At 61.6% G+C, this 24,657-nt stretch carries 21 protein-coding genes; 6 read left to right on the forward strand and 15 right to left on the reverse strand.

Annotated elements, in window-relative coordinates; translation table 11 throughout:
- Positions 1 to 353 precede the first annotated feature (353 nt).
- From sutA to glnK, 4 genes are all read right to left on the reverse strand, one after another.
- Positions 354 to 677, reverse strand: coding sequence for a transcriptional regulator SutA (sutA, locus tag AB4Z20_RS15045; protein WP_007941277.1), 324 nt, complete (start codon positions 675 to 677; stop codon positions 354 to 356).
- A gap of 102 nt (positions 678 to 779) precedes the next feature.
- Entirely contained in the window at positions 780 to 1,205 is a 426-nt protein-coding gene (locus AB4Z20_RS15050; RefSeq protein WP_214510093.1) for a secondary thiamine-phosphate synthase enzyme YjbQ, read from the reverse strand.
- Between the two features lie 212 nt (positions 1,206 to 1,417).
- Complete coding sequence (locus AB4Z20_RS15055) at positions 1,418 to 2,752, reverse strand: ammonium transporter (protein ID WP_063323830.1); 1,335 nt, start codon at positions 2,750 to 2,752, stop codon at positions 1,418 to 1,420.
- A 33-nt stretch (positions 2,753 to 2,785) separates the two neighbouring features.
- On the reverse strand, positions 2,786 to 3,124 hold the full coding sequence (gene glnK, locus AB4Z20_RS15060; RefSeq protein WP_002555808.1) for a P-II family nitrogen regulator: 339 nt from the start codon (positions 3,122 to 3,124) through the stop codon (positions 2,786 to 2,788).
- Positions 3,125 to 3,537: 413 nt separating this feature from the next.
- Between glnK and AB4Z20_RS15065 the strand changes: the two genes are divergently transcribed.
- Positions 3,538 to 3,798: an accessory factor UbiK family protein gene (locus tag AB4Z20_RS15065; protein ID WP_442090166.1), complete on the forward strand. Its 261-nt coding sequence runs from the start codon at positions 3,538 to 3,540 to the stop codon at positions 3,796 to 3,798.
- An 18-nt stretch (positions 3,799 to 3,816) separates the two neighbouring features.
- Here AB4Z20_RS15065 and AB4Z20_RS15070 read toward each other — a convergent pair whose 3' ends face one another.
- Positions 3,817 to 5,094 (reverse strand): sensor histidine kinase, encoded by a 1,278-nt coding sequence (locus AB4Z20_RS15070; protein WP_442090167.1) that lies wholly within the window; start codon positions 5,092 to 5,094, stop codon positions 3,817 to 3,819.
- Positions 5,095 to 5,359: 265 nt separating this feature from the next.
- Between AB4Z20_RS15070 and AB4Z20_RS15075 the strand changes: the two genes are divergently transcribed.
- Positions 5,360 to 6,853, forward strand: a complete 1,494-nt coding sequence (locus tag AB4Z20_RS15075; RefSeq protein ID WP_442090168.1) for a YifB family Mg chelatase-like AAA ATPase — start codon at positions 5,360 to 5,362, stop codon at positions 6,851 to 6,853.
- A 6-nt stretch (positions 6,854 to 6,859) separates the two neighbouring features.
- Here AB4Z20_RS15075 and AB4Z20_RS15080 read toward each other — a convergent pair whose 3' ends face one another.
- From AB4Z20_RS15080 to AB4Z20_RS15090, 3 genes are all read right to left on the reverse strand, one after another.
- Positions 6,860 to 8,074, reverse strand: coding sequence for an aldose 1-epimerase family protein (locus AB4Z20_RS15080; RefSeq protein WP_003206824.1), 1,215 nt, complete (start codon positions 8,072 to 8,074; stop codon positions 6,860 to 6,862).
- 368 nt (positions 8,075 to 8,442) lie between these two features.
- Positions 8,443 to 10,419 (reverse strand): methyl-accepting chemotaxis protein, encoded by a 1,977-nt coding sequence (locus AB4Z20_RS15085; RefSeq protein WP_253470368.1) that lies wholly within the window; start codon positions 10,417 to 10,419, stop codon positions 8,443 to 8,445.
- Positions 10,420 to 10,606: 187 nt separating this feature from the next.
- A complete protein-coding gene (locus AB4Z20_RS15090) occupies positions 10,607 to 11,527 on the reverse strand; it encodes a LysR substrate-binding domain-containing protein (RefSeq protein WP_214510101.1) in 921 nt (306 codons plus the stop codon).
- Between the two features lie 158 nt (positions 11,528 to 11,685).
- Between AB4Z20_RS15090 and AB4Z20_RS15095 the strand changes: the two genes are divergently transcribed.
- On the forward strand, positions 11,686 to 13,080 hold the full coding sequence (locus tag AB4Z20_RS15095; protein ID WP_057449584.1) for a NorM family multidrug efflux MATE transporter: 1,395 nt from the start codon (positions 11,686 to 11,688) through the stop codon (positions 13,078 to 13,080).
- A gap of 111 nt (positions 13,081 to 13,191) precedes the next feature.
- Here AB4Z20_RS15095 and AB4Z20_RS15100 read toward each other — a convergent pair whose 3' ends face one another.
- Positions 13,192 to 14,862 carry a putative bifunctional diguanylate cyclase/phosphodiesterase gene (locus tag AB4Z20_RS15100; protein ID WP_253470370.1) on the reverse strand — a complete coding sequence of 557 codons (1,671 nt, stop codon included), beginning with the start codon at positions 14,860 to 14,862 and terminating at the stop codon, positions 13,192 to 13,194.
- 274 nt (positions 14,863 to 15,136) lie between these two features.
- Here AB4Z20_RS15100 and rep point away from each other — a divergent pair, with 274 nt between their 5' ends.
- Complete coding sequence (rep, locus tag AB4Z20_RS15105; protein WP_014340843.1) at positions 15,137 to 17,146, forward strand: DNA helicase Rep; 2,010 nt, start codon at positions 15,137 to 15,139, stop codon at positions 17,144 to 17,146.
- A gap of 67 nt (positions 17,147 to 17,213) precedes the next feature.
- A complete protein-coding gene (locus AB4Z20_RS15110; protein ID WP_253470372.1) occupies positions 17,214 to 17,786 on the forward strand; it encodes a xanthine phosphoribosyltransferase in 573 nt (190 codons plus the stop codon).
- Between the two features lie 46 nt (positions 17,787 to 17,832).
- Here AB4Z20_RS15110 and AB4Z20_RS15115 read toward each other — a convergent pair whose 3' ends face one another.
- The 6 genes from AB4Z20_RS15115 to dadA all read right to left on the reverse strand — a co-directional run bounded on the left by AB4Z20_RS15115 (position 17,833) and on the right by dadA (position 23,977).
- Positions 17,833 to 19,767, reverse strand: coding sequence for an acetyl-CoA hydrolase/transferase C-terminal domain-containing protein (locus AB4Z20_RS15115; protein WP_442090169.1), 1,935 nt, complete (start codon positions 19,765 to 19,767; stop codon positions 17,833 to 17,835).
- Between the two features lie 136 nt (positions 19,768 to 19,903).
- On the reverse strand, positions 19,904 to 20,317 hold the full coding sequence (locus tag AB4Z20_RS15120) for a c-type cytochrome (protein ID WP_003206840.1): 414 nt from the start codon (positions 20,315 to 20,317) through the stop codon (positions 19,904 to 19,906).
- 182 nt (positions 20,318 to 20,499) lie between these two features.
- On the reverse strand, positions 20,500 to 21,048 hold the full coding sequence (locus tag AB4Z20_RS15125; protein ID WP_003206841.1) for a cupin domain-containing protein: 549 nt from the start codon (positions 21,046 to 21,048) through the stop codon (positions 20,500 to 20,502).
- 128 nt (positions 21,049 to 21,176) lie between these two features.
- Positions 21,177 to 22,250, reverse strand: coding sequence for an alanine racemase (gene alr, locus AB4Z20_RS15130; protein WP_320389620.1), 1,074 nt, complete (start codon positions 22,248 to 22,250; stop codon positions 21,177 to 21,179).
- 97 nt (positions 22,251 to 22,347) lie between these two features.
- Positions 22,348 to 22,701, reverse strand: coding sequence for a RidA family protein (locus tag AB4Z20_RS15135; protein ID WP_003206844.1), 354 nt, complete (start codon positions 22,699 to 22,701; stop codon positions 22,348 to 22,350).
- Positions 22,673 to 23,977 carry a D-amino acid dehydrogenase gene (gene dadA / locus AB4Z20_RS15140; RefSeq protein WP_024618128.1) on the reverse strand — a complete coding sequence of 435 codons (1,305 nt, stop codon included), beginning with the start codon at positions 23,975 to 23,977 and terminating at the stop codon, positions 22,673 to 22,675. The genes AB4Z20_RS15135 and dadA overlap by 29 nt, the downstream gene beginning before the upstream one ends.
- A gap of 155 nt (positions 23,978 to 24,132) precedes the next feature.
- Here dadA and AB4Z20_RS15145 point away from each other — a divergent pair, with 155 nt between their 5' ends.
- Complete coding sequence (locus AB4Z20_RS15145; RefSeq protein WP_003206849.1) at positions 24,133 to 24,621, forward strand: Lrp/AsnC ligand binding domain-containing protein; 489 nt, start codon at positions 24,133 to 24,135, stop codon at positions 24,619 to 24,621.
- Positions 24,622 to 24,657: the final 36 nt, after the last annotated feature.

Here is a 24,657-nt window from a genome sequence, read left to right on the forward strand (position 1 = left end):
CTAAACCGGTCAACGCGGTCCGCCTGGAGAGATGCCAGGGGCCCGCTTCGCAGGCCAACGGGAGCAAGCTCCCTCGCCACGGGTTCCTGAGTTGCCTGGGCGAAAGTCATCGCGAGCAAGCTCGCTCCCACCCCGGCTCTGCCGCGCACCGAAGCTCTGCGCCCAACACAAAACCCTGTGGGAGCGAGCTTGCTCGCGAAGGGGCGGCACATCCAACATTGATGTGACAGATAAACCGCTATCGCGAGCAAGCTCGCTCCCACAGGGGCTGCGCCTGGCCTGGGGATGGAATCGCACCCATGAAAAAGCCCGCAGCGACGGCGGGCTTTTTCAGCAAGCAATGAAGCCGGAACTCAGATAGGACGGCTGCCGTACTTGTTGTCAGGCTTCTTGGGCGGATCAGCGACCACGTTGGCCTCCACTTCCTGCACCTTACCGCCCCTGGCCAGGAATTCCTCCATGGCCTTGGCGAGCGCATCACGCTCCTTGTTCTTGGCCTCTACGCTTGGCAACTCGTCGACCGAAACGGCCGCCTTGGCCTTGCCTTTGGCGGTAGGAACCGGAACATCGGCCCCATCGTCGTCGGCAACGTCTTCCGCCGCCGCTTCAAGGCCCTCTTCGGCCTCGTCTTCGTCGCCTACTTCGAGGTCGTCGTTTTCCAGATCATCGTCGCTCATGTTCTACCTCATGACTTGCGAAAAGCAGATTAGTTATAGCCCAGCTTCGCCATCTGTTCGAAGGCTGCCAGAAAAAATTCAACATCCGCCGGCAATCAGCGGTTATGCCCCTTCACCGTACAAGGTGGCGAGGACTTTACGAGCACCGCCGTGATCACGGTGCTCGCCCAGATAAACACCTTGCCAGGTACCCAATGCCAGCCGTCCTGCCGTGACCGGCAGGCTGATCTGACAACCGAGCACACTGGCCTTGAAGTGTGCCGGCAGGTCGTCCAGGCCTTCGTCGTTGTGCTCATAGTCGGCGGTTCCTTGTGGGATCAGCCGATTGAAAAATCGTTCGAAGTCTCGACGTACCGCCGGATCGGCGTTCTCGTTGATGGTCAACGAAGCCGAGGTATGCTGCAGCCACAGATGCAACAGACCGACACGACACGCCTGGAGTTCAGGCAGGCCGGCAAGCAACTCGTCCGTCACCAGATGAAAGCCCCGAGGCCTGGCCCGCAGGGTTATCAGCGTCTGTTGCCACATACAGATCTCCGCACGTTCGGCGCGCATTCTAGCGCGCTCAGGGAAAAAACAAAGGGCCTAATATTCTTGCTTCGGTGTAAGCCTTTGGCGGTATAAAACCCCATGTCGCATCCACAACAAAAGGCGTCGGAAAAACCGCCGCACCTTGTGAGCAATGACAAATTCCAGACAAAAAAATGCCCGGCGAACCGGGCATTTTTTATTGCGTGTACTTACAGGTTGTAGCCACGCTCGTTGTGCTGGGCCAGGTCCAGGCCCACCGCTTCTTCTTCCTCGGTGACACGCAGACCCATGACGGCGTCCAGGACCTTGAGGATGATGAAGGTGACGATCGCGGTGTAGACCACCGTGAAACCCACGCCCTTGAATTGAATCCACACTTGCGCGCCGATATCGGTCACGGTGCCGAAGCCACCCAGGGCCGGTGCTGCGAACACACCGGTCAGGATCGCGCCGAGGATACCGCCGATGCCATGCACGCCGAAGGCGTCCAGGGAGTCGTCATAGCCGAGTTTGCGCTTGAGGGTAGTGGCGCAGAAGAAGCACACCACGCCCGCTGCCAGGCCGATGACCAGGGCGCCCATCGGGCCCACGGTGCCGGCAGCCGGGGTGATGGCAACCAGGCCCGCCACGACGCCCGAGGCGATGCCCAGTGCGCTTGGCTTGCCGTGGGTGATCCACTCGGCAAACATCCAGCCTAGCGCCGCCGCAGCGGTCGCGATCTGGGTCACCAGCATCGCCATGCCGGCAGTGCCGTTGGCGGCGACAGCGGAACCGGCGTTGAAGCCGAACCAGCCGACCCACAGCATGGCCGCGCCCATCAGGGTGTAACCCAGGTTGTGCGGCGCCATTGGCGTGGTCGGGAAGCCTTTGCGCTTGCCCAATACCAGGCACGCCACCAAGCCTGCGATACCGGCGTTGATATGCACCACGGTGCCGCCAGCGAAGTCCAGCACGCCCCAGTCCCACAGCAGGCCGCCGTTACCGGACCAGACCATGTGGGCAATCGGTGCATACACCAGGGTGAACCACACGCCCATGAAGATCAGCATGGCGGAGAACTTCATCCGCTCGGCAAATGCGCCGACGATCAGGGCCGGGGTGATGATGGCGAAAGTCATCTGGAAGGTGATGAACACCGCTTCGGGGAACAGCGCCGCCGGGCCGGTCAGGCTGGCTGGCGTGACGCCCGCCAAGAAGGCTTTGCCGAAACCGCCGATGAAGGAATTGAAATTGACGACGCCCTGCTCCATGCCGGTGGTGTCGAACGCAATGCTGTAGCCATAGATGACCCACAGGATGCTGATCAGACCGGTAATGGCAAAGCACTGCATCATCACGGAAAGAAGGTTTTTCGACCGAACCATGCCGCCGTAGAACAGCGCCAGGCCAGGAATGGTCATGAACAGTACAAGAATCGTGGCCGTGAGCATCCAGGCGGTATCGCCGGAGTTCAGGACTGGGGCTGCCGCTTCTTCTGCCATGGCCAAGCCAGGCATTGCGAAGGACAACAGGGCTCCTAGCCCTGCGAATTTACGCAGAGTCATATTGTTTTCTCCTGGGGCGTTGGGTTTGGCGGCTTAGATGGCGTCGGTATCGGTTTCGCCGGTACGGATGCGGATAGCCTGTTCCAGATTGACCACAAAGATCTTCCCGTCACCGATCTTGCCGGTGTTGGCGGCCTTGGTGATTGCCTCGATCACCCGATCAAGATCCTTGTCGTCAATGGCGACATCGATCTTCACCTTGGGCAGGAAATCGACCACGTACTCCGCGCCGCGATACAGCTCGGTGTGACCTTTCTGCCGACCGAAGCCTTTGACTTCAGTAACGGTAATGCCCTGCACGCCGATCTCGGACAACGACTCGCGCACGTCGTCCAACTTGAACGGTTTGATGATGGCAGTGACTAGCTTCATGAAACTTTCTCCCGAATTGGTGGACTTGCCCCAGGAAAACAAACCCGACTCAAGTCTAAGCGCAGTGCCTGGCTTTGTAACGCGTCGTCGGCCCAAGTTGCCCGACAGGTGCCAGTTAACTGATCCTGACGAAACTCCCCGTTCCGCCTGCTGCACTGCATTCGTCACAGCGACTGCATCAGTGCATGGGTCATCAGCCTCTAAGCAGAAACCTTGCCATCTGCACCAAACCCTCTGATTTCAGTCTCTTGGCCATCTGCTCGACGTGCGTTGCGCCATGAACCGCAGCGATACGCACAAAAACAGTGCAGCGATGCCCGGGCCCATGCGCGAAAAGCGTGCATCCCTGGCTTGCGAATTGACTATAGACACTGCGTGATACACTGCCCGCCATTGTTTTCAGGACACCTGCCATGCTTGCGCCCAAAGACCTCCTCGACGCCCTGAGCGGCCACGCTTCCCGCATCTTGAGTGGCGACACGCCGCTGCCCAAAAGCGAAATCGAAAGCCAGCTCAAGGCCCTGCTGCAAAGCGGCTTCAGCAAACTGGACCTGGTGAGCCGGGAAGAATTCGACAGTCAGATGGTCGTGCTGGCCCGGACCCGGGCGCGGCTCGAAAGCCTGGAGGCCAAGGTCGCGGAGCTGGAAGCGCGACTGGCTCCGGCACAGGAATAAGCAGCCCCTGCGGGCCACTCAACCACTCGCAGCGTGTTGAGATAGGACCGGGGCCTGTGCCAGCGGCAACTCCAGGATAAACACCGCGCCCCTGCCCGGCCCGGCGCTCTGCACGGTCAGATCGCCGCCCATCTCGTGCGCAGCCAGAATGCAGCTGTGCAGGCCAAAGCCGTGACCGTCGACACGCGTGGTGAAGCCGTGCTCGAACACCCGCGCAAGATTGTCCTGCGAAATCCCCTCGCCATTGTCCTCGATCTCGACCCGCATGCGCTCATCGTCAATGGTCTTCAGGCGCAGGATGATCTGCGGCGGCCGGTTCGTACCCGCGTCCAGCGCCTGCTTGGCGTTGTTGATCAGATTGACCAGGATCTGCAGCACTCGGTGCTTGTCCAGCGGCATTTGCGGGATATCACTGAACTCCTTGATCAGCGTGATGTGGTGGCGGGCCAGGGACACATCACAAATGCGCACGACATCCTCGACCAGCTCTCGCAACGAGCCCGGCTCCAGCACGCTGGCGTTGCCGGCATAGGATTGCTGGGTGGCGACGATTTCCTTGATGTGGTCGATTCGGCGAGTCAATTGCGCCAACTCGGCGATCATGCCCTGCTGCTCGACGGCCAGCGCATCGGCCAGCTTGTCGAGATAGTCCGGTAGCGCGCGCCCTTTCGGATCGCTGTTGATGAAGTCACCAAGGTCATCGGGATGCTCCTTCATCAACTGGGCGACCTTGGCCACCCCTGGCCCCTTGGAGGTGTGCACCTTCTCGTAGAGGACCTGGGCTGACACATTGACGCTATTGAGCACATTGCCCACGTTGTGCAGCACATTGGTGGCGATCTCCGCCATGCCGGCCCGGCGCGCGGTGGTGACCAGTTCGGCCTGGGCCTCGCGCAACTCGTCGTTGACCTTGGCCAATTGCTTCGGACTGGGGATCTTCAGGGCCGCCGGCACCAGCCGGACCAGCAGGATGGCGGTAATCACCGAGGCAATCGCGGTGATCACCTTGACCAGCGCCGTCAGCCAGTAATAAGGCTGCCAGATAGTCAGGATCTCCATCACATGGCTGGTCCCGCAGGCCAGGATAAACACGCCAAATGCCGCGAGCATCCAGTCAAACGGCACGTCCTTGCGCTTGTGGATAAAGTACAGGAGCGTGAAGGGGATGGTGACGTAGGACAGGGCGATCAAGCCATCGGCGATCACATTGGTCCACAGCAGGTCCGGACGCCACATGTAGCAATGCCCGTGGGGCATGAAGCGCTTGTCGGTTAACAGCGCCAGCAGATCGTTCATGGCCACTTCCTCGTTGTGCCGTTGATACCGCCAAGTGCCGACTGGGCAAATCGGAGTCTAGCAGAGGGACCTTCCCGGCATTTTGCGTGGCCAGGCGAGGCGGTGATATCCGCTACCGCATCACGCTTGCCGCCCCTCGGCTGTCACTTGCCCTCGAAACATCCTGCCAAATTTTCTCCCTTCAATTGCCGCGCCCAAGTTCATCCCCACGACTAACCTTGCAGAGCCGCAGGACGCGGCGCCCTATTCACTCAAGGAATGATTCATGTCGCTTGCCATCGTCCACAGCCGCGCCCAAGTAGGGGTCGAGGCTCCTGCCGTTACCGTTGAAGTCCACCTGGCCAATGGCTTGCCGTCGCTGACGATGGTTGGCCTGCCGGAGGCGGCGGTGAAGGAAAGCAAGGATCGGGTACGCAGCGCGATCATCAATTCGGGGCTGAACTTCCCGGCACGACGCATCACCTTGAACCTGGCGCCGGCAGACCTGCCAAAGGACGGCGGACGCTTCGACCTGGCCATTGCCTTGGGGATCCTGTCGGCCAGCGTGCAGGTGCCAACCCTGACGCTGGACGACGTGGAATGCCTCGGTGAACTGGCCTTGTCCGGCGCGGTACGACCGGTGCGCGGGGTATTGCCCGCGGCGCTGGCGGCGCGCAAGGCCGGGCGCATGCTGGTGGTGCCGCGGGCCAATGCCGAGGAGGCCTGCCTGGCCTCGGGGCTGAAGGTGATCGCCGTGGACCATCTGCTCGAAGCGGTGGCCCACTTCAATGGGCACACACCGGTCGAGCCTTTCGTTTCCAATGGGCTGCTCTCGGCCAGCAAGCCCTACCCCGACCTGAACGAAGTTCAAGGCCAGGCCGGGGCCAAGCGGGCCTTGCTGATTGCTGCAGCGGGGGCTCATAACCTGTTGTTCAGCGGGCCACCGGGCACCGGCAAGACATTGCTCGCGAGCCGTCTGCCGGGGTTGTTGCCCCCCTTGGCCGAGAGTGAGGCGCTGGAAGTCGCGGCCATCCAGTCGGTGGCCAGTTGCGTGCCGTTGAGCCATTGGCCGCAGCGCCCGTTTCGCCAGCCACACCACTCGGCTTCCGGCCCGGCGCTGGTGGGTGGCGGGTCAAAACCGCAGCCAGGGGAAATCACCCTCGCCCATCATGGCGTGCTGTTTCTGGATGAATTGCCGGAGTTCGACCGCCGGGTGCTGGAGGTCCTGAGAGAGCCGCTGGAATCTGGGCACATCGTGGTTTCTCGCGCCCGCGACCGAGTACGCTTCCCGGCGCGTTTCCAGTTGGTAGCGGCGATGAACCCCTGCCCCTGTGGATATCTTGGCGAACCCAGCGGCCGTTGCTGCTGTACACCGGACATGGTGCAGCGTTACCGCAACAAACTCTCCGGGCCGCTGCTGGACCGCATCGACCTGCACCTGACCGTTGCCCGGGAAGCCACGGCGTTGAACCCCAAGCGCGAATCCGGAGACGATACCGCCACGGTCGCCGAGCAGGTGGCCGAAGCCCGGGAACGTCAGCACAAGCGCCAAGGCTGCGCCAACGCCTTCCTCGATCTGCCGGGGTTGCGTCAGCATTGCAAGTTATCCACAACCGATGAAACCTGGCTGGAAACCGCCTGCGAACGGCTGACCCTGTCGTTGCGCGCCGCCCACCGCTTGCTCAAGGTCGCCCGGACGCTGGCGGACCTGGAGCAAGCGGGATGTATCCGCCGCGAGCATCTGGCCGAAGCATTGCAGTATCGGCCAACTACCCCCTGAACCGCCTTATGGTTTGCTCAGGTCCACCAACGGTGTTTCCCGAACCTCGGTTTTTTGACCGTTCTGGATGGTATCGATGCGCTTGAGAGCCTTATCCACAGCGCCCTTGTCCGCCAACAGGCTGTAGTGGATCTGGAACTGCTTGTGCTCTTTCGGCGCGATGGTAGGAACCAGACCCAGGGGGCGCTGATAGCGGCGGTTATAGGAAAAACTGGTGCCGGGCTCCAGCCCGGTCACGTAGCCCTGGCCCTGGGTGTCGGTGTTTTTCCACAGGGAGAACACCGGAAGCGTGCTGGTGTTGAAGCCCACAGACACACCGAGGCTACCGGCCTTGTTGTGCAGCACGGTGAGTGTGTCGCCCTTGGCGTCAGCGTATGGCACGACGTTGTAGACGGTTTCGTCGTAATCCTTGGTCGGGCCCCGGTAGGTTTGCCAATCGGACAAATCGCCCTTGGCTTTGTCGTTGAACGGCGAGACCTGCTTGACCGGTGCCACGAAACGGGCGCCCTGCTCCAGGAACGGCGTACTGAAGTTGCTGTGGTAGAGCGCTTGGTATTCCTTCGGATAATCGCCGTTGTTGGTCAGCGTGTCGCTGAGCGCGAACGTCACGCTGCCGGGTTCGGTGACCAGTTCGGTCTGCACCGAGAAGTCGACCTTCTTGAACGCCTGCTCCTTCAACTCGCCCCGCAGGGTGATGGCGTAGGGCGGCTTTTCATCGATATGCAAGGTGACTTTGTTGGCTGGAATGTTGGCAGCGCGACCATGCAGGGTCAGCAGCTCACCGTTGTCCATGCCGGGATGGCCGACCCACTCGTAGCCGCAACGGGTGACCAGCTCGTTGAACCCTTCGAGCCAGCCCAGGCCGCCTCGGCCATTGAGTTCGATGAACGCCGGATTGACCACTTCCTTGACGGGCGAATCCCAACCCATGCGCACATTCCCGACCGAAGCCTGCAGCACGTTCATGCCACGGGTCGGGACGACTGAAAGCTTCAGGGTGCCATTGTCGATGTCGACGATGCTGACGCCTTCCTGGCGGCCGCCGTGCAGGGTGCGCATCGTCACGGAAAAGGGTTTGCCGGTCTTCACGCCGAGTTGCTGGCTGGTGATTTGCCAGGGTTGAGCGGCTTTATCCGTATCCAGCAAGACGTAGTCCCAAGCCATCGCATGGGAGGCAGCGCCCAAGGCGCCAAGGGTGATGAGAAGTTTGAGCGGAGTCATGGTCACGACCTTTTATTGGAGTTGTGCGGTTTTTATAGACTTGAAGAAACGTTTCAGCAAGCTTAAAAACAGCAATATTCTTAAAAAAGAAACGACACTAGGGTGGCAGCTTTTGTGGGAGCGAGCTTGCTCGCGATAGCGGTGGGTCAGATTGAGATGACGTTGGCCGGGCGGCCGTCATCGCGAGCAAGCTCGCTCCCACCCTGATTCCCGGCGGACGCCAGGAGTGGGATCACCGCAAATTCCCTTGTGGGAGCGAGCTTGCTCGCGATAGCGGTGGGTCAGATTGAGATGATGTTGGCTGGGCGGCCGTCATCGCGAGCAAGCTCCCACTGGAGTATGGGTGAACTTGCTCATGACGGGATGCCTCAGCGGAACCGATCAACCTCTTGGCGCAGGTCCTGGGCCAGTTTTTCCAGTTCCTTGGCGGTGAGCGCCAGGTTCGAGACCACCTGGCGCTGTTCGCTGTTGGCCATGGCAATGCTTTGCAGGTTGCTGCTGAGCAGGGTCGCGGTGCTGCTTTGTTCCTGGGTGGCGGTGGTGATCGCCGCAAATTGCTGGCCGGCCGAGCGGCTTTGCTCGTCGATGCGCGCCAGGGCCGTGGCCACGTTGGCGTTGCGCGACAGGCCTTCCTGCATCAACAGGTTGCCCTGCTCCATCGTGCTGATGGCGTTGCCGGTTTCCTGCTGGATGCTGTTGATCATGCTGGAAATTTCGTCAGTGGCCTGGCGAGTGCGGGAAGCCAGGCTGCGGACCTCATCGGCCACCACGGCGAAACCACGGCCCTGCTCGCCTGCACGGGCGGCTTCGATGGCGGCGTTCAAGGCCAGCAGGTTGGTCTGCTCGGCGATCGAGGTGATCACACCCACGATGCCACCGATTTCCTGGGAACGCTGACCCAAGGTATTGATAACCGTGGCGGTGCTGTTCAGCGCGCCGGCAATTTGCTCCAGGGACGACGACGCTTCGTCCATCGAGGTCCGGCCAATGCGGGTCTGCTGGGCGTTCTCCTGGGCCAGGCGCTCGGTGTTACCCATGTTGTCGGCAATGTCCAACGACGTTGCGCTGAACTCTTCCACTGCGCCGGCCATGCTGGTGATTTCGCCGGATTGCTGTTCCATGCCTTCATACGCCCCGCTGGACAACCCCGACAGGGCCTGGGCACGGCTGTTGACCTCCTGGGAGGCCTTGCGGATGTGCTCGACCATAGTCGACAAGGCCTGGCTCATCTGGTTGAAGGCACGGGCCAACTGACCGATCTCATCATGGCTCGACACATTCAGGCGCACGCTCAGGTCACCGGCGCCCAAGGCTTCGGCCTGGCGCACCAGGTCCCCCAGCGGTGCCAGTTTGCTGCGCAGCAACCACATCGCCGAGCCGACCGCCAACAACATCGCCAACAGGCTACCAATGGCCAGTTGCGTACCGACGCTCCAGGTCACGGCGCGAATCTCGGTTTTGGGCATGCTCGCCACCACCGCCCACGGCCCACCTTCGAACGGTACGGCAACGCTGTAGAAATCTTCGGCGGTATCGGTCCAGAACGCGCCCTTGCCCGGCTTCTTGACCAGGCCAACGATGGTCGCGCTCGCCTGGTCCAGCGCCTGCACGCCGGCCGGCGGCACCAGCCACTTGTTTTGTTCGTCCAGCAGGGCCAACGAACCGGTTTGGCCAATGCGGAAGCGCTTGAGGTTTTCGAACTGCGCGTTCTGCGCATCGGTGTAGTCGAAGCCTACGTACAGCACGGCAATGATCTTGCCGCTGCTGTCACGTACAGGCGTGTACTGCGACATGTAGTAACGTCCGAACAGCAAGGCTCGACCAATGTAGCTCTGCCCGCTGATCACCGGACCGTAGGCAGGGCCGGCGCGGTCGAGCACGGTACCAATGGCCCGCGTACCGTCCTGCTTGGTCAATGACGTGCTGACGCGGATGAAGTCATCGCCGTTGCGCACGAAGACCGTCGCCACCCCGGCGGTCATTTGCTTGAACTCATCCACTTCCTTGAAGTTGTTGTTCAACACTTCGCTGCCCAGGCTCAAGCCTGGGGTTTGTACGCCCGCCACCGTCACCGGCTGGTCCGGATGCACGCTCAGGCCCGCGCCGAAGCGCTTCTCGAACAGACCGGCCAACCGCTGAGTGCTCTCGCGCAAGGTGCTGTGGAACGTATTGAGCTGATCGGCCATCAGGCGCGCTTCGCTGGCCAAATGTTCTTCACGGGTGGCGAGGTTGGCAGCGTCCAGCGAACGCAGGGCGAAGACGGTACTGCCGGAGATCACGACCGCCAATATCACAGCGAGGGCAAGGCCTAGCTGTGAGGCGATCCGGGCACGGGGTTGAGACATGACGGCTCCTGGCCGAGAGACCGGATCATCCTGATCACGCTCGCACGCTCGGCATTTTATTCGGGGTGAGGTGTAAGTTGGCCTTTCTGAACGAAGGTTCCATCTTCACGGATTCGGCGGCAAAGCCAAATACTTGAGCGGCTTGGACGGATTAATGTCAAGTGGCTAGCACGCCAATTGCAACGTTTCAGCCCAGACGCTGCACGTCGGGCAGTTGCATGGCCTTCACCTCACCTTGGAGGAAGTCGCTGAGCCGGCGCAAACGTTCACCTCCCGGCCGGGTTTTCGGCCAGACCAGGTAATAGTGTTCACCGCTGGCGACAGCCGTCGGCCATGGCAGGCTCAGGCGTCCCTGGGCGACATCCTCGGCCACCATCAGCAGATCGCCCATGGAGACTCCATAGCCACGTGCCGCCGCGATCATGCCCAGCTCCAGGGTATCGAATACCTGCCCCCCCTTGAGCGAGACCTTGTCGGACAGGCCCATGCGTTGTAGCCAATTGCGCCAGTCCCGGCGATCCGGCGTGGGGTGCAGCAGTTCAGCGCTGGCCAACCGCGCCACATCCCAGGGCTGGTCGTTCAGCAGGTTCGGCGCGCCCACCGGGATCAATTCTTCGGAAAACAGCAAACTGGCCTCCCAGTCCGCCGGAAAGTGCCCGTTGCCCAGCAATACGGCGCAATCGAAGGGCTCGACGTTGAAGTCCACCGCGTCGATGTCCATCCAGGCACTGGTCAGTTGTACCTCGTTGCCAGGCTGCAAATGCCGGAAGCGACTCAAGCGCGCCAACAACCAGCGCATGGTCAGCGTGGAAGGCGCCTTCATGCGCAGGATGCCATCCTCGCCATGCAAGGTGTGGCAGGCCCGCTCCAGCGCCATGAAGCCCTCACGTACGCCCGGCAACAGCAACCGCGCCGCCTCGGTCAATTGCAGGTTGCGGCCGCTGCGCAGGAACAGCCGACAGGCAAAGTGATCTTCCAGCGTGCGAATGTGCCGGCTGACGGCGCTCTGCGTGATCGACAGCTCTTCAGCGGCGCGGGTGAACGAGCTGTAGCGCGCCGCGGCTTCGAATGCCCGCAGCGCATAAAGAGGAGGAAGACGACGAGACATCGCAAAAGCTCCATGGCGTTGTTTGCAAACCCTACCAGAAACGTATTCAGCATGAGTTTTAATCATGCCAGCGATCTTTTTTATCCCTTTGTGCAATCCGCCGAGAGCGCCGAGAATCGTTGCTTTACTGCCTTGTTTGAACATGGAGCGTGATGATCATGCGGCATCCTGTGCGTACCGAACTCTGGGCCATCCTGCGGCTGGCGGGGCCGTTGATTGCCTCGCAGTTGGCGCACATGCTGATGGTGCTCACCGACACCGTGATGATGGCGCGCCTGAGTCCTGAAGCCTTGGCCGGCGGCGGGCTTGGGGCGGCCACCTATTCGTTCGTATCGATCTTCTGCATCGGCGTGATCGCCGCGGTGGGTACCCTGGTCGCGATCCGCCAGGGCGCAGGCGATGTCGAAGGCGCCACCCGGTTGACCCAGGCCGGACTGTGGCTGGCCTGGCTGATGGCGCTGATGGCCGGGTTGCTATTGTGGAACCTCAAGCCGGTGCTGCTGATGTTCGGCCAGACCGAAACCAACGTGCTGTCCGCCGGACAGTTCCTGCTGGCGCTGCCGTTCGCCCTGCCCGGCTACTTGAGCTTCATGGCCCTGCGCGGCTTCACCAGCGCCATCGGCCGGGCCACACCGGTCATGGTGATCAGCCTCGGCGGGACGGTGGCCAACTTCCTGCTCAACTACGCGCTCATCACCGGTATGTTCGGCCTGCCGAAACTCGGCTTGATGGGGATCGGCCTGGTCACGGCCATCGTTGCCAACTGCATGGCCCTGGCGCTGGCCTGGCATATCCATCGGCACCCGGCCTACCGCGCCTATCCATTGCTCGACGGCCTGTCGCGGCCCAATCGCCAGTACCTCAAGGAACTGTGGCGCCTGGGCCTGCCGATTGGCGGCACCTACGCGGTGGAGGTCGGGCTATTTGCGTTCGCCGCGCTGTGCATGGGCACCATGGGCAGCACGCCGTTGGCAGCCCACCAGATCGCACTGCAAATCGTCTCGGTGGCGTTCATGGTGCCGGCCGGAATGTCCTACGCCATCACCATGCGCATCGGCCAACACTACGGTGCCGGGCAACTGCTGATGGCACGCCTGGCCGGTCGGGTCGGGATCGGCTTTGGCGCGGCCGCCATGCTGGCGTTCGCCATGGTGTTCTGGCTGCTGCCCCATCAATTGATCGGCTTGTTCCTGGACCACGACGACCCGGCGTTTCGCGAGGTGATCAACCTGGCTGTGAGCCTGCTGGCGGTGGCGGCGTGGTTCGAGCTGTTCGATGGCACGCAAACCATCGCCATGGGCTGCATTCGCGGGCTCAAGGACGCCAAGACCACCTTCCTGGTGGGCCTGGGTTGCTATTGGCTGATCGGCGCGCCGGCGGCGTGGTGGATGGCGTTCCACCTGAACTGGGGCCCGACCGGCGTCTGGTGGGGCCTGGCCCTGGGGCTGGCCTGCGCAGCCGTGAGCCTGACAGCGGCGTTTGAATGGAAGATGAAGCGGATGATTCGCAGTGAACCCGGACGGCAGCGTTTCGAGGCCATCCAGGCCGATTGAGACGTATCCCCCTGGGGGAGCGAGCTTGCTCGCGATAGCGGTGTGTCAGTCAAACTAAATGGGACAGACCTATCGCCATCGCGAGCAAGCTCGCTCCCACAGGGGTTTGTGTCAGCTGATTTCCAGCATCGATTGCTGATCACCCTCGAACGTCAAGTACTCAACCAACTCCGGCAACGGCAACGGTTTGCTGATCAGGAAACCCTGCACCTGATCGCAACCGAAGCCGCGTAGCAGGTCCAGTTGTTCCTGGGTTTCCACACCTTCGGCCACCACCTCCAGGTTGAGGTTGTGCGCCAGGTTGATCATCGCGTGCACCAGTTTGCGGTTCTCTTCGCGCTGCTCCATGCCACCGACGAAGCTCTTGTCGATCTTGAGCAAGGCGATCGGCAGGCTGTTGAGGTGCACGAACGAGGAGAAGCCGGTGCCGAAGTCGTCCAGGGAGAAGCGTACCCCCAGGCGGCCCAGGGCATCCATGGTCTGCTTGACCAGCTCGCTGCGGCGCATGACGGCGGTTTCGGTGAGCTCGAACTCCAGCCATTGCGCCTCGACACCCCGCTCGGCAATCAGCCGGCTCAAGGTCGGCAGCAACTGGCTGTCCTGGAACTGTCGGAACGACAGGTTGACCGCCATGTGCAACGGTGCCAGCCCACGCTCGCGCAGGGCCTGCATGTCCCGCAGCGCCCGGGAAATCACCCAGTAGCCCAGCGGCACGATCAGGCCGCTCTGTTCGGCCAGCGGCACGAACTCACTCGGTGGCAGCAAGCCACGTTCGCCGTGACGCCAGCGTACCAACGCTTCGAGGCCGACAATGTGGCCGCCATCGAGGTTCAGCCGTGGCTGGTAATGCAGTTCCAGCTCGTCACGGCGCAGTGCCCGGCGCAGTTCGCTTTCCAGGTCGGCGAGGCTGCGGGCGTTGCGATTGATGCGCTCGTTGAAAATATGAAAGGTGCAGCCCTGGGTGCTCTTGGCCTGCTGCATGGCGATGTGGGCGTGCCACATCAGGGGATCGGCGCCAGCCTGGGCGCGAGCGTGGGCAACACCCAGGCTGCAGCCGATCAGCAGGCTTTCACCGTCCACCCAATAGGGTTCGGCCAAGGCTTCGGTAATACGCTCGGCCATCCACTCGGCCCGCTGTGGTGCGCGGCGAGTGTCGATCAGCAGGGCGAATTCATCACTGCCCAACCGTGCCAATTGATCGCCGGCCTCGAGCGAGCTCTTGAGCCGCGACACCACTTGCAGGATCAAGCGGTCACCAGCCTGGTGGCCGAGGGCGTCGTTGGCGTGACGAAAGTTGTCCAGGTCCAGGTGACCGAGCGCCAGGCCACGGCCGTCGTTTTCCGCCAGGCGCGCCGCCAGCAGCGTCTGGAAACCCTGGCGATTGGCGATGCCCGTCAATGGGTCCTGTTCGGCGAGGCGCTGCAAGGTGTTTTCCAGCACGCCGCGTTCGCGCACATGGCGCAGGCAACGACGCAGGGTCGCGCTGTCGAGTACATCACGCACCAACCAGTCGCTGACACCGTCGGGGGCAACCGCCGGCTCGTGCTCAAGCAACAGGATCGTCGGCAGGCTGCAACGGCCCGGCGCCGGCTGCAACGCCGCAACGGTCAGCAACACCGCGTTGCGATTATCTTCGAACAGGCTGCTGACTGACTCCCAGCTCGGGGCACTGATCAACACGACCGAGGGCCCCAAGGGCGCCAGGCACTCGCGCAATATTGCTGACCACGCAGGCTCTTGGGCCAATAACAGCAAACGCAAGGGTTCGACAGGCGTTGACAAGCTGACTCCCTAGACTCTGCAAGGTGGTAGGCGCCGGGCATTATGACGCGCCGATGGGCAATGACCAATGCCAATGGTTCTCAAACACGCGGTTTTGGTGGTTTTTTTCCACTCCCAAATCCTGCGCTGAACGCAATTGGCCCCACATCCTGCGTGAAAGTAGCGGAAGCGGCAAATGACAATGCGCTGTGCGTCACAAGTCGGACAGAGCAGCACAATTCTCTGAGCCTGTTAAAATGCCGGCCCATTTCGCAAACGACTCCCTGACTCTGTCATGTCCCGACTCAATCCCCGGCAGCAAGAAGCCGTGAACTATGTCGGCGGCCCTCTTTTGGTGCTCGCCGGTGCAGGCTCCGGCAAGACCAGCGTAATCACCCGCAAGATTGCGCACCTGGTCCAGAATTGTGGCATCCGCGCCCAGTACATCGTCGCCATGACCTTCACCAACAAGGCCGCCCGGGAAATGAAGGAACGGGTCGGCGGCCTGCTGCGCGCCGGCGAAGGCCGCGGCCTGACGGTCTGCACCTTCCACAACCTGGGCCTGAACATCATCCGCAAGGAACACGCGCGGCTGGGCTACAAACCGGGCTTCTCGATTTTCGACGAGACCGACGTCAAGGCCCTGATGACCGACATCATGCAAAAGGAATACTCGGGCGACGACGGCGTGGATGAGATCAAGAACATGATCGGCGCCTGGAAAAACGACCTGATCCTGCCGCCCGAGGCCCTGGAAAACGCCCGCAACCCCAAGGAGCAGACCGCCGCCATCGTCTACACCCACTACCAGCGCACGCTCAAGGCGTTCAACGCGGTGGACTTCGACGACCTGATCCTCTTGCCGGTCAAGCTGTTCCAGGACCACGCCGACATTCTCGAAAAATGGCAGAACAAGGTCCGCTACCTGCTCGTGGACGAATACCAGGACACCAACGCCAGCCAGTACTTGCTGGTGAAGCTGCTGATCGGTACGCGCAACCAGTTCACCGTGGTAGGCGACGACGACCAGTCGATCTATGCCTGGCGCGGCGCGCGGCCGGAAAACCTGATGTTGCTCAAGGAAGACTATCCGTCGCTCAAAGTGGTGATGCTGGAGCAGAACTACCGCTCCACCAGCCGCATCCTGCGCTGTGCCAACGTGCTGATTTCCAACAACCCCCACGAGTTCGAAAAACAACTGTGGAGCGAGATGGGCCACGGCGACGAGATCCGCGTGATCCGTTGCCGCAACGAAGACGCCGAAGCCGAGCGCGTGGCCATGGAAATCCTCAGCCTGCACCTGCGCACCGACCGGCCGTACAGCGATTTTGCGATCCTGTACCGCGGCAACTACCAGGCCAAGCTGATCGAGCTGAAACTGCAGCATCACCAGATCCCTTATCGCCTGTCGGGGGGCAACAGCTTTTTCGGACGCCAGGAAGTGAAGGACCTGATGGCCTACTTCCGCCTGATCGTGAACCCGGACGACGACAACGCCTTCCTGCGGGTGATCAACGTGCCGCGCCGGGAAATCGGTTCGACCACCCTGGAAAAACTCGGCAACTACGCCACCGAGCGCAAGATCTCGATGTACGCCGCCACCGATGAAATCGGTCTGGGCGAACATCTGGACAGCCGCTTCACCGACCGCCTGGCGCGCTTCAAGCGCTTCATGGACAAGGTTCGCGAACAGTGCGCCGGGGAAGATCCGATTTCAGCACTGCGCAGCATGGTGATGGACATCGACTACGAGAACTGGCTGCGCACCAACAGCTCCAGCGACAAGGCTGCCGACTACCGCATGAGCAACGTCTGGTTCCTGATCGAGGCGCTGAAGAACACCCTGGAAAAAGACGAAGACGGCGACATGACGGTCGAGGACGCCATCGGCAAACTCGTGCTGCGCGACATGCTCGAGCGCCAGCAGGAAGAGGAAGACGGCGCCGAAGGTGTGCAGATGATGACGCTGCACGCCTCCAAGGGCCTGGAATTCCCCTACGTGTTCATCATGGGCATGGAAGAAGAAATCCTGCCGCACCGCTCCAGCATCGAGGCCGACACCATCGAGGAAGAACGGCGCCTGGCCTATGTCGGGATTACCCGCGCCCGCCAGACGCTGGCCTTCACCTTCGCCGCCAAGCGCAAGCAATACGGCGAAGTGATCGACTGCGCCCCCAGCCGCTTTCTCGATGAACTGCCGCCGGATGACTTGGCCTGGGAAGGCAACGACGACACGCCGACGGAAGTCAAAGTCGTTCGCGGCAACAGTGCCCTGGCGGATATACGCGCGATGTTGAAGCGTTAGAATCGACTACTTTTTTCCACCAGGCTTTTTAAATCCAGACGCTGAAGGCGTCACCAGAGGAGGCTTCATGGAAGCCCTGCACCAGAAAATTCGCGAGCAAGGCATCGTGCTTTCCGATCAGGTCCTGAAAGTCGACGCGTTCCTGAACCATCAGATCGACCCGCAGTTGATGAAGCTGATCGGCGACGAATTTGCCGCGTTGTTCAAGGACTCGGGCATCACCAAGATCGTCACCATCGAAGCCTCAGGGATTGCCCCGGCGATCATGACCGGGCTGAACCTGGGCGTACCGGTGATCTTCGCCCGCAAGCAACAGTCCCTGACCCTGACGGAAAACCTGCTGTCGGCCACCGTGTATTCGTTCACCAAGAAAACCGAAAGCACCGTCGCCATCAGCCCGCGTCACCTGACCAGCAGCGACCGGGTGCTGATCATCGATGACTTCCTGGCCAACGGCAAAGCCTCCCAGGCGCTGATCTCCATCATCAAGCAGGCCGGCGCGACTGTCGCCGGGCTGGGGATCGTGATCGAGAAGTCATTCCAGGGCGGCCGCGCGGAACTGGATGCCCAGGGTTACCGCGTCGAGTCGTTGGCGCGGGTGCAATCCCTGGCTGGCGGGGTCGTGACCTTCATCGAATAACCCTGTGCCTCCTGTGGGAGCGAGCTTGCTCGCTCCCACAAGGGTTTCAGGTGGGTCGCCAAGGCGCGGTGGCCTTGAGCCCCGCCAGCAGCAACCGCTGAAACAACTCCTCCTTCAGCCCTTCAGGGCTGGCCAGCTGCATCCGCTCCAGATGCCCGGCAAACTCCCAGGGCTGCGGCGCATCGAGCGCGGCTTTGCCCAACTCCAGGATCTCGGTGAGCTTGAACTTGCTCTTGAGCCAGTTCAGCGCCCGCAACAGGTCGCGCTCGACCTCATCGAAATCACACCCCAGCGGGTACTCGGGAAACAGGTTCGGATGGCGTGCCTGGATCGCCTGCAAGCGTTCCGATGTGTTGTCGGCGAAGCGCGGGTCGAGGCGGAAATCCTTCGGCAACTTGCCGGCGGTTTGCGCCTGCTCGATCAACCCGGGCTGGAAGCGTGAATCGCTGATGTTCAGCAACGCCTCGATCACCGCCGCGTCGGTCTTGCCTCGCAGGTCGGCGATGCCGTACTCGGTCACCACGATGTCGCGCAAGTGCCGGGGAATCGTGCAATGGCCGTATTCCCAGACAATGTTCGAGCTGATCTCGCCCCCGGCTTCACGCCAACTGCGCAGCAGCAGGATCGAACGCCCGCCTTCCAGCGCATGGCCCTGGGCAACGAAGTTGTACTGCCCGCCCACGCCGCTGAGCACCCGCCCGTCTTCCAGCTGATCGGCCACCCCGGCCCCCATCAGGGTCATGGTGAAGACCGTATTGATGAAACGGGCGTCGAGGCGTTGCAGGCGCTTGAGCTGTTCCTGGCCGTACAGCTCGTTGATGTAGCTGATGCGCGTCATGTTGAATTCGAGAAGACGGCTTTGCGGCAACTCGCGCAGGCGTTCATAAAAACTGCGCGGCCCGAGGAAGAATCCGCCGTGTATGCAGATGCCGTCGGGTTGCGCCGCCTCGTCGAGGGTGCCGGCGTTGGCCCGTTCCTGGGTCGGAACGTCGGGGTAGACCTTGCGCCGGACGATTCCGGCCTCGGCCAGCACCAGCAAACCGTTGACGAACATTTCACTGCAACCGTACAGCCCTTTGGCAAACGGTTCGACCCCGCCTTCACGCTCGATCAGTTGCGCCCACTGGCTAAGGTTCAGGTCCGCCAGCAGCGCCTGGTAACCGGCATTATCGGCCTGGCGTGCGAGCAGCGCCGCCGCCAGCGCATCGCCCATGGCGCCGATGCCGATCTGCAGCGTCCCGCCGTCGCGCACCAGGGTACTGGCGTGCAGGCCGATCAGATGGTCCTGGAAGCCCACCGGCATGTTCGGCGTGGAAAACAACGTGTGGCTGTCCTTCTCGTCGATCAACAGGTCGAAAGCGTCGATACCGACTTCCGCGTCGCCGGGCATGTAGGGCAAATCGCTGTGCACCTGGCCGACCAGGAGGATGGTCTCCCCGGCCGCCCGCCGCTTGGCGATCATCGGCAGCAGGTCGAGGGTGATGTCCGGATTGCAGCTCAGGCTCAGGCGATCCGGATGCTCAGGATCGCTCGCCACCAACTGCGCCACCAGGTTCAAGCCGGCAGCATTGATGTCCCGGGCAGCATGGCTGTAGTTGCTGCTGACATAGTTCTGCTGGGCCGAGGCGCTGTGCAGCAGGCTGCCGGGCTGCATGAAGAACTGCTCGACCCGTATGTTGGGTGGCAGGCTGTCCTGATGCAGGTCGGCCAGGTAATCCAGTTCGGGATAGTCACCGAAGACCTGTTCGACAAAGGGCTCGAGGAAGCGCTTCTGCAGACCATCACCCAGTTTCGGTCGGCCCAGGCTCAGGGCCGTGTAGATGGTCAACTGTCGCTCGGGCAGTTGTGCAATGCGCCGGTACAGCGCGTTGGCGAACAGGTTGGGTTTGCCTAGCCCCAGTGGCATGCCGAGATGAATATGCGCGGGCAGGCGCTCGAGCACGTCATCCACCGCCTGTTCGATTGAACACAACTGCACCATCGGACCCTCCTGGACACTCCATGAATGTGGGTTGGACCGAGCTTGCCGCGTCTTGGTTGCGATGAACAGCCCTGGAGAAACCCCAGGCACAAAAAAGCCGCTCGTAAGCGGCTTTTTTACGCAAGATATCGGCGTATTACAGGCCGGACATCTCTTTGATGGCGCCCTTGAGGTCGTCATCCGAGCAATCGGCGCAGGTGCCTTTAGGCGGCATGGAGTTGATGCCGGTAATGGCCTTGGCCAGGATGCCGTCGAGGCCGCCCTGGTGATCGGCGCGCTCTTTCCAGGCTGCCTTGTCACCGATTTTCGGCGCACCCAGCAGGCCTGTACCGTGGCAAGCGTTGCAATGCTTTGCAATCACGTCAGCCGGCTTCTTGGCACCACCCGCGCCGCCAGCGGCAGTGGCAACTTCCATGCCTTTGCATTCTTTCCCCTGGACGCAGACCTGGCCAACGGGTTCGAGGCGCTTGGCGATTTCGTCGGTGGTCGCCGCTTGGGCACTGACTGCCCATAGGGCCAATACGGTTGCTGGTGCAGCCAGCATTTTCATAATTAGGTTCACGCGTACACCCTCAATGGTGGCTAGTCACGCCTGCGGCCACGGTTTGCAGGCGGGCGCAAGTATAGCGGTAAGCCCGTCACTCTGAAACAACCCCAAAGTCGCAAGGGTCTTGTTTGCAATGACGGTTCCTTCCCTGGGCGCCTTTGCCGTACGGGCCGGCGCCGCTTTTTCTAGAAATTGGCCGGTGTGGCTGCGCTGATCAGTCGCGCCGGCACGTCGAACGGATTACGGAAACGGTGGGGCTTGGTGCTTTCGAAATAGTAGCTGTCGCCCGCTTCGAGCACGAAGGTTTCGACACCGACCACCAGTTCCAGCCGCCCTTCCACCAGGATCCCGGTTTCCTCGCCCTCATGGGTGAGCATCTCTTCACCGGTGTCGGCGCCAGGCGGATAGATTTCGTTGAGAAAGGCAATCGCCCGGCTCGGGTGTGCCCTGCCCACCAGCTTCATGGTCACGGCGCCGTCGGAGATGTCGATCAGTTCGTTGGCTTTATAGACGATCTGAGTCGGTTTCTCCTGAAGGATTTCTTCGGAGAAAAACTCGACCATGGACATGGGAATCCCGCCAAGGACCTTACGCAGCGAGCTGATCGAGGGGCTGACGCTGTTCTTCTCGATCATTGAAATAGTGCTGTTGGTGACGCCCGCACGCTTGGCGAGCTCACGCTGGGAAAGGCCTTTGAGTTTACGAATGGATTGCAGTCGTTCACCGACGTCCAATGCAGGAGCCTCCAGGGAATCAGGTTGTGAGGAAAGTGAGCGTTATCATGGCGACAGCGTTCAGTATTTACAACACTTTGACCCGAATCCTGTGCGGTGAAGCGACTTTCGGTAGCCGACGCCGTACGTCAATGCCCGGAATAGAGGCGTGGCACCCGCCGCAGGTTGCAGAAAATCTGATAGGGGATCGTGTCGGCGGCCTTGGCAACGTCGCTGGCCAGGATGTTCTTGCCCCACAACTCCACGGTCGAGCCGAGCCCGGCCTGGGGGACATCGGTCAAGTCGACACACAGCATGTCCATCGACACCCGTCCGACCAGTTGGCTGCGCTGCCCATCCACCAGCACCGGCGTACCGGTGGGCGCCTGGCGTGGGTAGCCGTCGGCATACCCCATGGCGACCACACCGACCCGGGTCGGTTGCGAGGTCACAAAACGGGCACCGTAGCCCACCGGTTCTCCAGCGGGCAATTCGCGTACGCTGATGATCTTCGACTCCAGGGTCATCACCGGTTGCAGGCGCGAGGCGACGGCGTTGGGCTCGTCAAAGGGCGTAGCCCCGTAGAGCATGATGCCCGGGCGCACCCAGTCACTGGGTATCTGCGGCCAGCCCAATACGGCCGGCGAGTTGCGCAGGCTGATCTGCGCTACCAGGCCCTGGCGGGCCTTGTCGAATATCGCCAGTTGCTCGGTGCTGCTGGGATCGTGCAGTTCATCGGCACGGGCGAAGTGGCTCATCAAGACAATCTTCGCCACCTTGCCGCTGGCGAGCAGGCGACGGTAGGCCGCCTGGTAATCCGCCGGATGCAGGCCGACCCGGTGCATGCCGGAATCGAGCTTGAGCCAGACCGTGATCGGCTGGCTCAGCGCGGCTTTTTCAATCGCTTCGAGCTGCCACAACGAATGCACTACGCACCAGAAATCGTGCTCGACGATCAACGGCAGCTCACTGGCCTCGAAAAAACCCTCCAGCAGCAGGATCGGCCCACGGATCCCCGCGGCCCGCAGCTCCAGGGCTTCTTCGATACAGGCGACGGCGAACCCGTCCGCCGTGTCCTGCAGCGCCTCGGCGCAACGCACCGCGCCGTGCCCGTAGGCGTCGGCCTTGATCACCGCAAGGGCCTTGGCCCCCGTGACTTCGCGGGCCAATTGGTAGTTGTGACGCAGGGCTTGGAGATCGATCAGGGCACGGGCAGGACGCATGGCGGCAGGCTTCTAGGCGGTCATGAATAAAAAACCGGTGCTGGCTGACAGCATGAACCACCAACAGCACCGGGAGAGGGATCGTTTGGGCCGGTATTTAAGGCAACGCGGCCACGACAGACAGCTCCACCAGGATCTCCGGTTCGCACAGCTTGGCTTCCACCGTGGCGCGGGCCGGGGCGACGCCCTTGGGCAACCATTTGTCCCAGACGGCGTTCATGCCTTCGAAGTGGGCCTCGATGTCCTTCAAGTAGATCGTCACCGATAGCAAACGATTCTTGTCGGTTCCGGCCAGGTCCAGCAAGCGTTCGATATTGGCCAGGCTTTCGCGGGTCTGCTGTTCAATACCGGCGTTCATGTCGTCGCCGACCTGTCCGGCCAGGTAAACGGTGCCGTTGTGTACGACAACCTGGCTCATGCGGTCATTGGTGAGCTGGCGCTGGATTGACATGTTTTGCAGACTCCTGGTGTTTGCTGCCATAACGGGAAATATCGAGGCCTTCGGCGCTGATCTGCGGCTTTTTCTTCGCCATCAGGTCGGCCAACAGGCGACCGGAACCGCAGGCCATGGTCCATCCGAGGGTGCCATGGCCGGTGTTCAGGAACAGATTCTTGAAGGGCGTGGCGCCCACGATTGGCGTTCCGTCCGGGGTGGTCGGGCGCAAGCCGGTCCAGAAACTGGCCTGGGCCAGGTCACCGCCCTGAGGATAAAGGTCGTTGACGATCATCTCCAGGGTTTCACGCCGACGTGGGTTGAGGGACAGGTCAAAACCGGCGATTTCCGCCATGCCGCCCACCCGAATACGGTTGTCGAAGCGGGTGATCGCGACCTTGTAGGTTTCGTCGAGAATGGTCGAAGTCGGCGCCATCGCCGGGTTGGTGATCGGCACGGTCAGGGAGTAGCCCTTGAGCGGATACACCGGTGCACGGATCCCGAGAGGCTTGAGCAGTTGCGGCGAGTAGCTGCCCAGGGCCAGGACGTAGCGGTCGGCGGTTTCCAGCTTGCCGTCGATCCAGACACCGTTGATGCGGTCACCGGCGAAGTCCAGGCGCTGGATATCCTGGCCGAAGCGGAATTGCACACCAAGCTTCTCGGCCATTTCCGCCAGGCGCGTGGTAAACATCTGACAGTCGCCGGTCTGGTCGTTGGGCAGGCGCAGGGCGCCGGCCAGGATGTCGGTGACATTTGCCAGGGCCGGCTCAACCCGGGCAATGCCCTCGCGGTCGAGTACTTCGAACGGCACACCCGACTCTTTCAGCACGGCGATGTCTTTTGCCGCGCCATCGAGCTGGGCCTGGGTGCGGAACAGCTGGGTGGTCCCCAGGCTACGGCCTTCGTAGGCAATGCCGGTTTCGGCGCGCAGCTCGTCGAGGCAGTCACGGCTGTACTCGGACAGGCGCACCATGCGTTCCTTGTTGATCGCATAGCGGCTGGCGGTGCAGTTGCGCAGCATCTGTGCCATCCACAGGTATTGGTCAATGTCGGCAGTGGCCTTGATCGCCAGCGGCGCGTGGCGCTGCAGCAGCCACTTGATGGCCTTGAGCGGTACACCCGGTGCGGCCCACGGCGAGGCATAACCCGGCGACACCTGGCCGGCGTTGGCGAAACTGGTTTCCATGGCAGGCGCTGGCTGACGGTCGACCACCACCACTTCAAACCCGGCACGGGCCAGATAATAAGCACTGACGGTGCCGATGACGCCGCTACCCAAGACCAGAACGCGCATGTTGATGCCCTCATCGCGGATAACCGCTGACGTTTGTTGTACATAGCTTTGATGGTCGCAGTGTAAAAAAGATCAGCCAGTGCTTTTCACTATATAAACGCCTATATTTGGCGAGAATTCTCGGCAAAAACCCTTTTCACGGAGGCGCATCACCTGTGCGTACCAACACCCAGACCAAACGTGAGCTGGACAAGATCGACCGCAATATCCTGCGCATTCTCCAGGCGGACGGACGCATCTCCTTCACCGAGCTGGGGGAAAAGGTCGGCCTCTCCACCACGCCCTGCACCGAGCGGGTACGGCGCCTGGAGCGCGAAGGCATCATCATGGGCTACAACGCCCGGCTCAATCCGCAGCACTTGAAGGGTAGCCTGCTGGTGTTTGTCGAGATCAGTCTCGACTACAAATCCGGCGACACGTTCGAAGAGTTCCGACGCGCCGTGCTGAAACTGCCTCACGTGCTGGAATGTCACCTGGTGTCAGGGGACTTCGACTATCTGGTGAAAGCACGGATTTCCGAGATGGCTTCGTACCGCAAGCTGCTGGGCGACATCCTGCTCAAGCTGCCCCATGTGCGCGAATCCAAGAGCTACATCGTGATGGAAGAGGTGAAGGAGAGCTTGAACCTGCCAATTCCGGATTGAAGACTGCCTCCAGGTAAGAACTGTTGATCGTTCCCA

The sequence above is a fragment of the Pseudomonas sp. KB_12 genome (assembly GCF_052114545.1).
GTDB lineage: Bacteria > Pseudomonadota > Gammaproteobacteria > Pseudomonadales > Pseudomonadaceae > Aquipseudomonas > Aquipseudomonas brassicacearum.

Excerpts from the sequence above, each read along its gene's own strand:
- AB4Z20_RS15095 (WP_057449584.1), top strand. The coding sequence starts at position 11,686 with ATGCGGCATCCTGTGCGTACCGAACTCTGGGCCATCCTGCGGCTGGCG.
- rep (WP_014340843.1), top strand. The coding sequence starts at position 15,137 with ATGTCCCGACTCAATCCCCGGCAGCAAGAAGCCGTGAACTATGTCGGC.
- AB4Z20_RS15070 (WP_442090167.1), bottom strand. The coding sequence starts at position 5,094 with ATGAACGATCTGCTGGCGCTGTTAACCGACAAGCGCTTCATGCCCCAC.
- AB4Z20_RS15065 (WP_442090166.1), top strand. The coding sequence starts at position 3,538 with ATGCTTGCGCCCAAAGACCTCCTCGACGCCCTGAGCGGCCACGCTTCC.
- AB4Z20_RS15120 (WP_003206840.1), bottom strand. The coding sequence starts at position 20,317 with ATGAAAATGCTGGCTGCACCAGCAACCGTATTGGCCCTATGGGCAGTC.
- AB4Z20_RS15110 (WP_253470372.1), top strand. The coding sequence starts at position 17,214 with ATGGAAGCCCTGCACCAGAAAATTCGCGAGCAAGGCATCGTGCTTTCC.
- AB4Z20_RS15115 (WP_442090169.1), bottom strand. The coding sequence starts at position 19,767 with ATGGTGCAGTTGTGTTCAATCGAACAGGCGGTGGATGACGTGCTCGAG.
- AB4Z20_RS15135 (WP_003206844.1), bottom strand. The coding sequence starts at position 22,701 with ATGTCAATCCAGCGCCAGCTCACCAATGACCGCATGAGCCAGGTTGTC.
- AB4Z20_RS15050 (WP_214510093.1), bottom strand. The coding sequence starts at position 1,205 with ATGTGGCAACAGACGCTGATAACCCTGCGGGCCAGGCCTCGGGGCTTT.
- AB4Z20_RS15075 (WP_442090168.1), top strand. The coding sequence starts at position 5,360 with ATGTCGCTTGCCATCGTCCACAGCCGCGCCCAAGTAGGGGTCGAGGCT.
- alr (WP_320389620.1), bottom strand. The coding sequence starts at position 22,250 with ATGCGTCCTGCCCGTGCCCTGATCGATCTCCAAGCCCTGCGTCACAAC.
- dadA (WP_024618128.1), bottom strand. The coding sequence starts at position 23,977 with ATGCGCGTTCTGGTCTTGGGTAGCGGCGTCATCGGCACCGTCAGTGCT.
- AB4Z20_RS15080 (WP_003206824.1), bottom strand. The coding sequence starts at position 8,074 with ATGACTCCGCTCAAACTTCTCATCACCCTTGGCGCCTTGGGCGCTGCC.
- AB4Z20_RS15055 (WP_063323830.1), bottom strand. The coding sequence starts at position 2,752 with ATGACTCTGCGTAAATTCGCAGGGCTAGGAGCCCTGTTGTCCTTCGCA.
- sutA (WP_007941277.1), bottom strand. The coding sequence starts at position 677 with ATGAGCGACGATGATCTGGAAAACGACGACCTCGAAGTAGGCGACGAA.
- glnK (WP_002555808.1), bottom strand. The coding sequence starts at position 3,124 with ATGAAGCTAGTCACTGCCATCATCAAACCGTTCAAGTTGGACGACGTG.
- AB4Z20_RS15085 (WP_253470368.1), bottom strand. The coding sequence starts at position 10,419 with ATGTCTCAACCCCGTGCCCGGATCGCCTCACAGCTAGGCCTTGCCCTC.
- AB4Z20_RS15090 (WP_214510101.1), bottom strand. The coding sequence starts at position 11,527 with ATGTCTCGTCGTCTTCCTCCTCTTTATGCGCTGCGGGCATTCGAAGCC.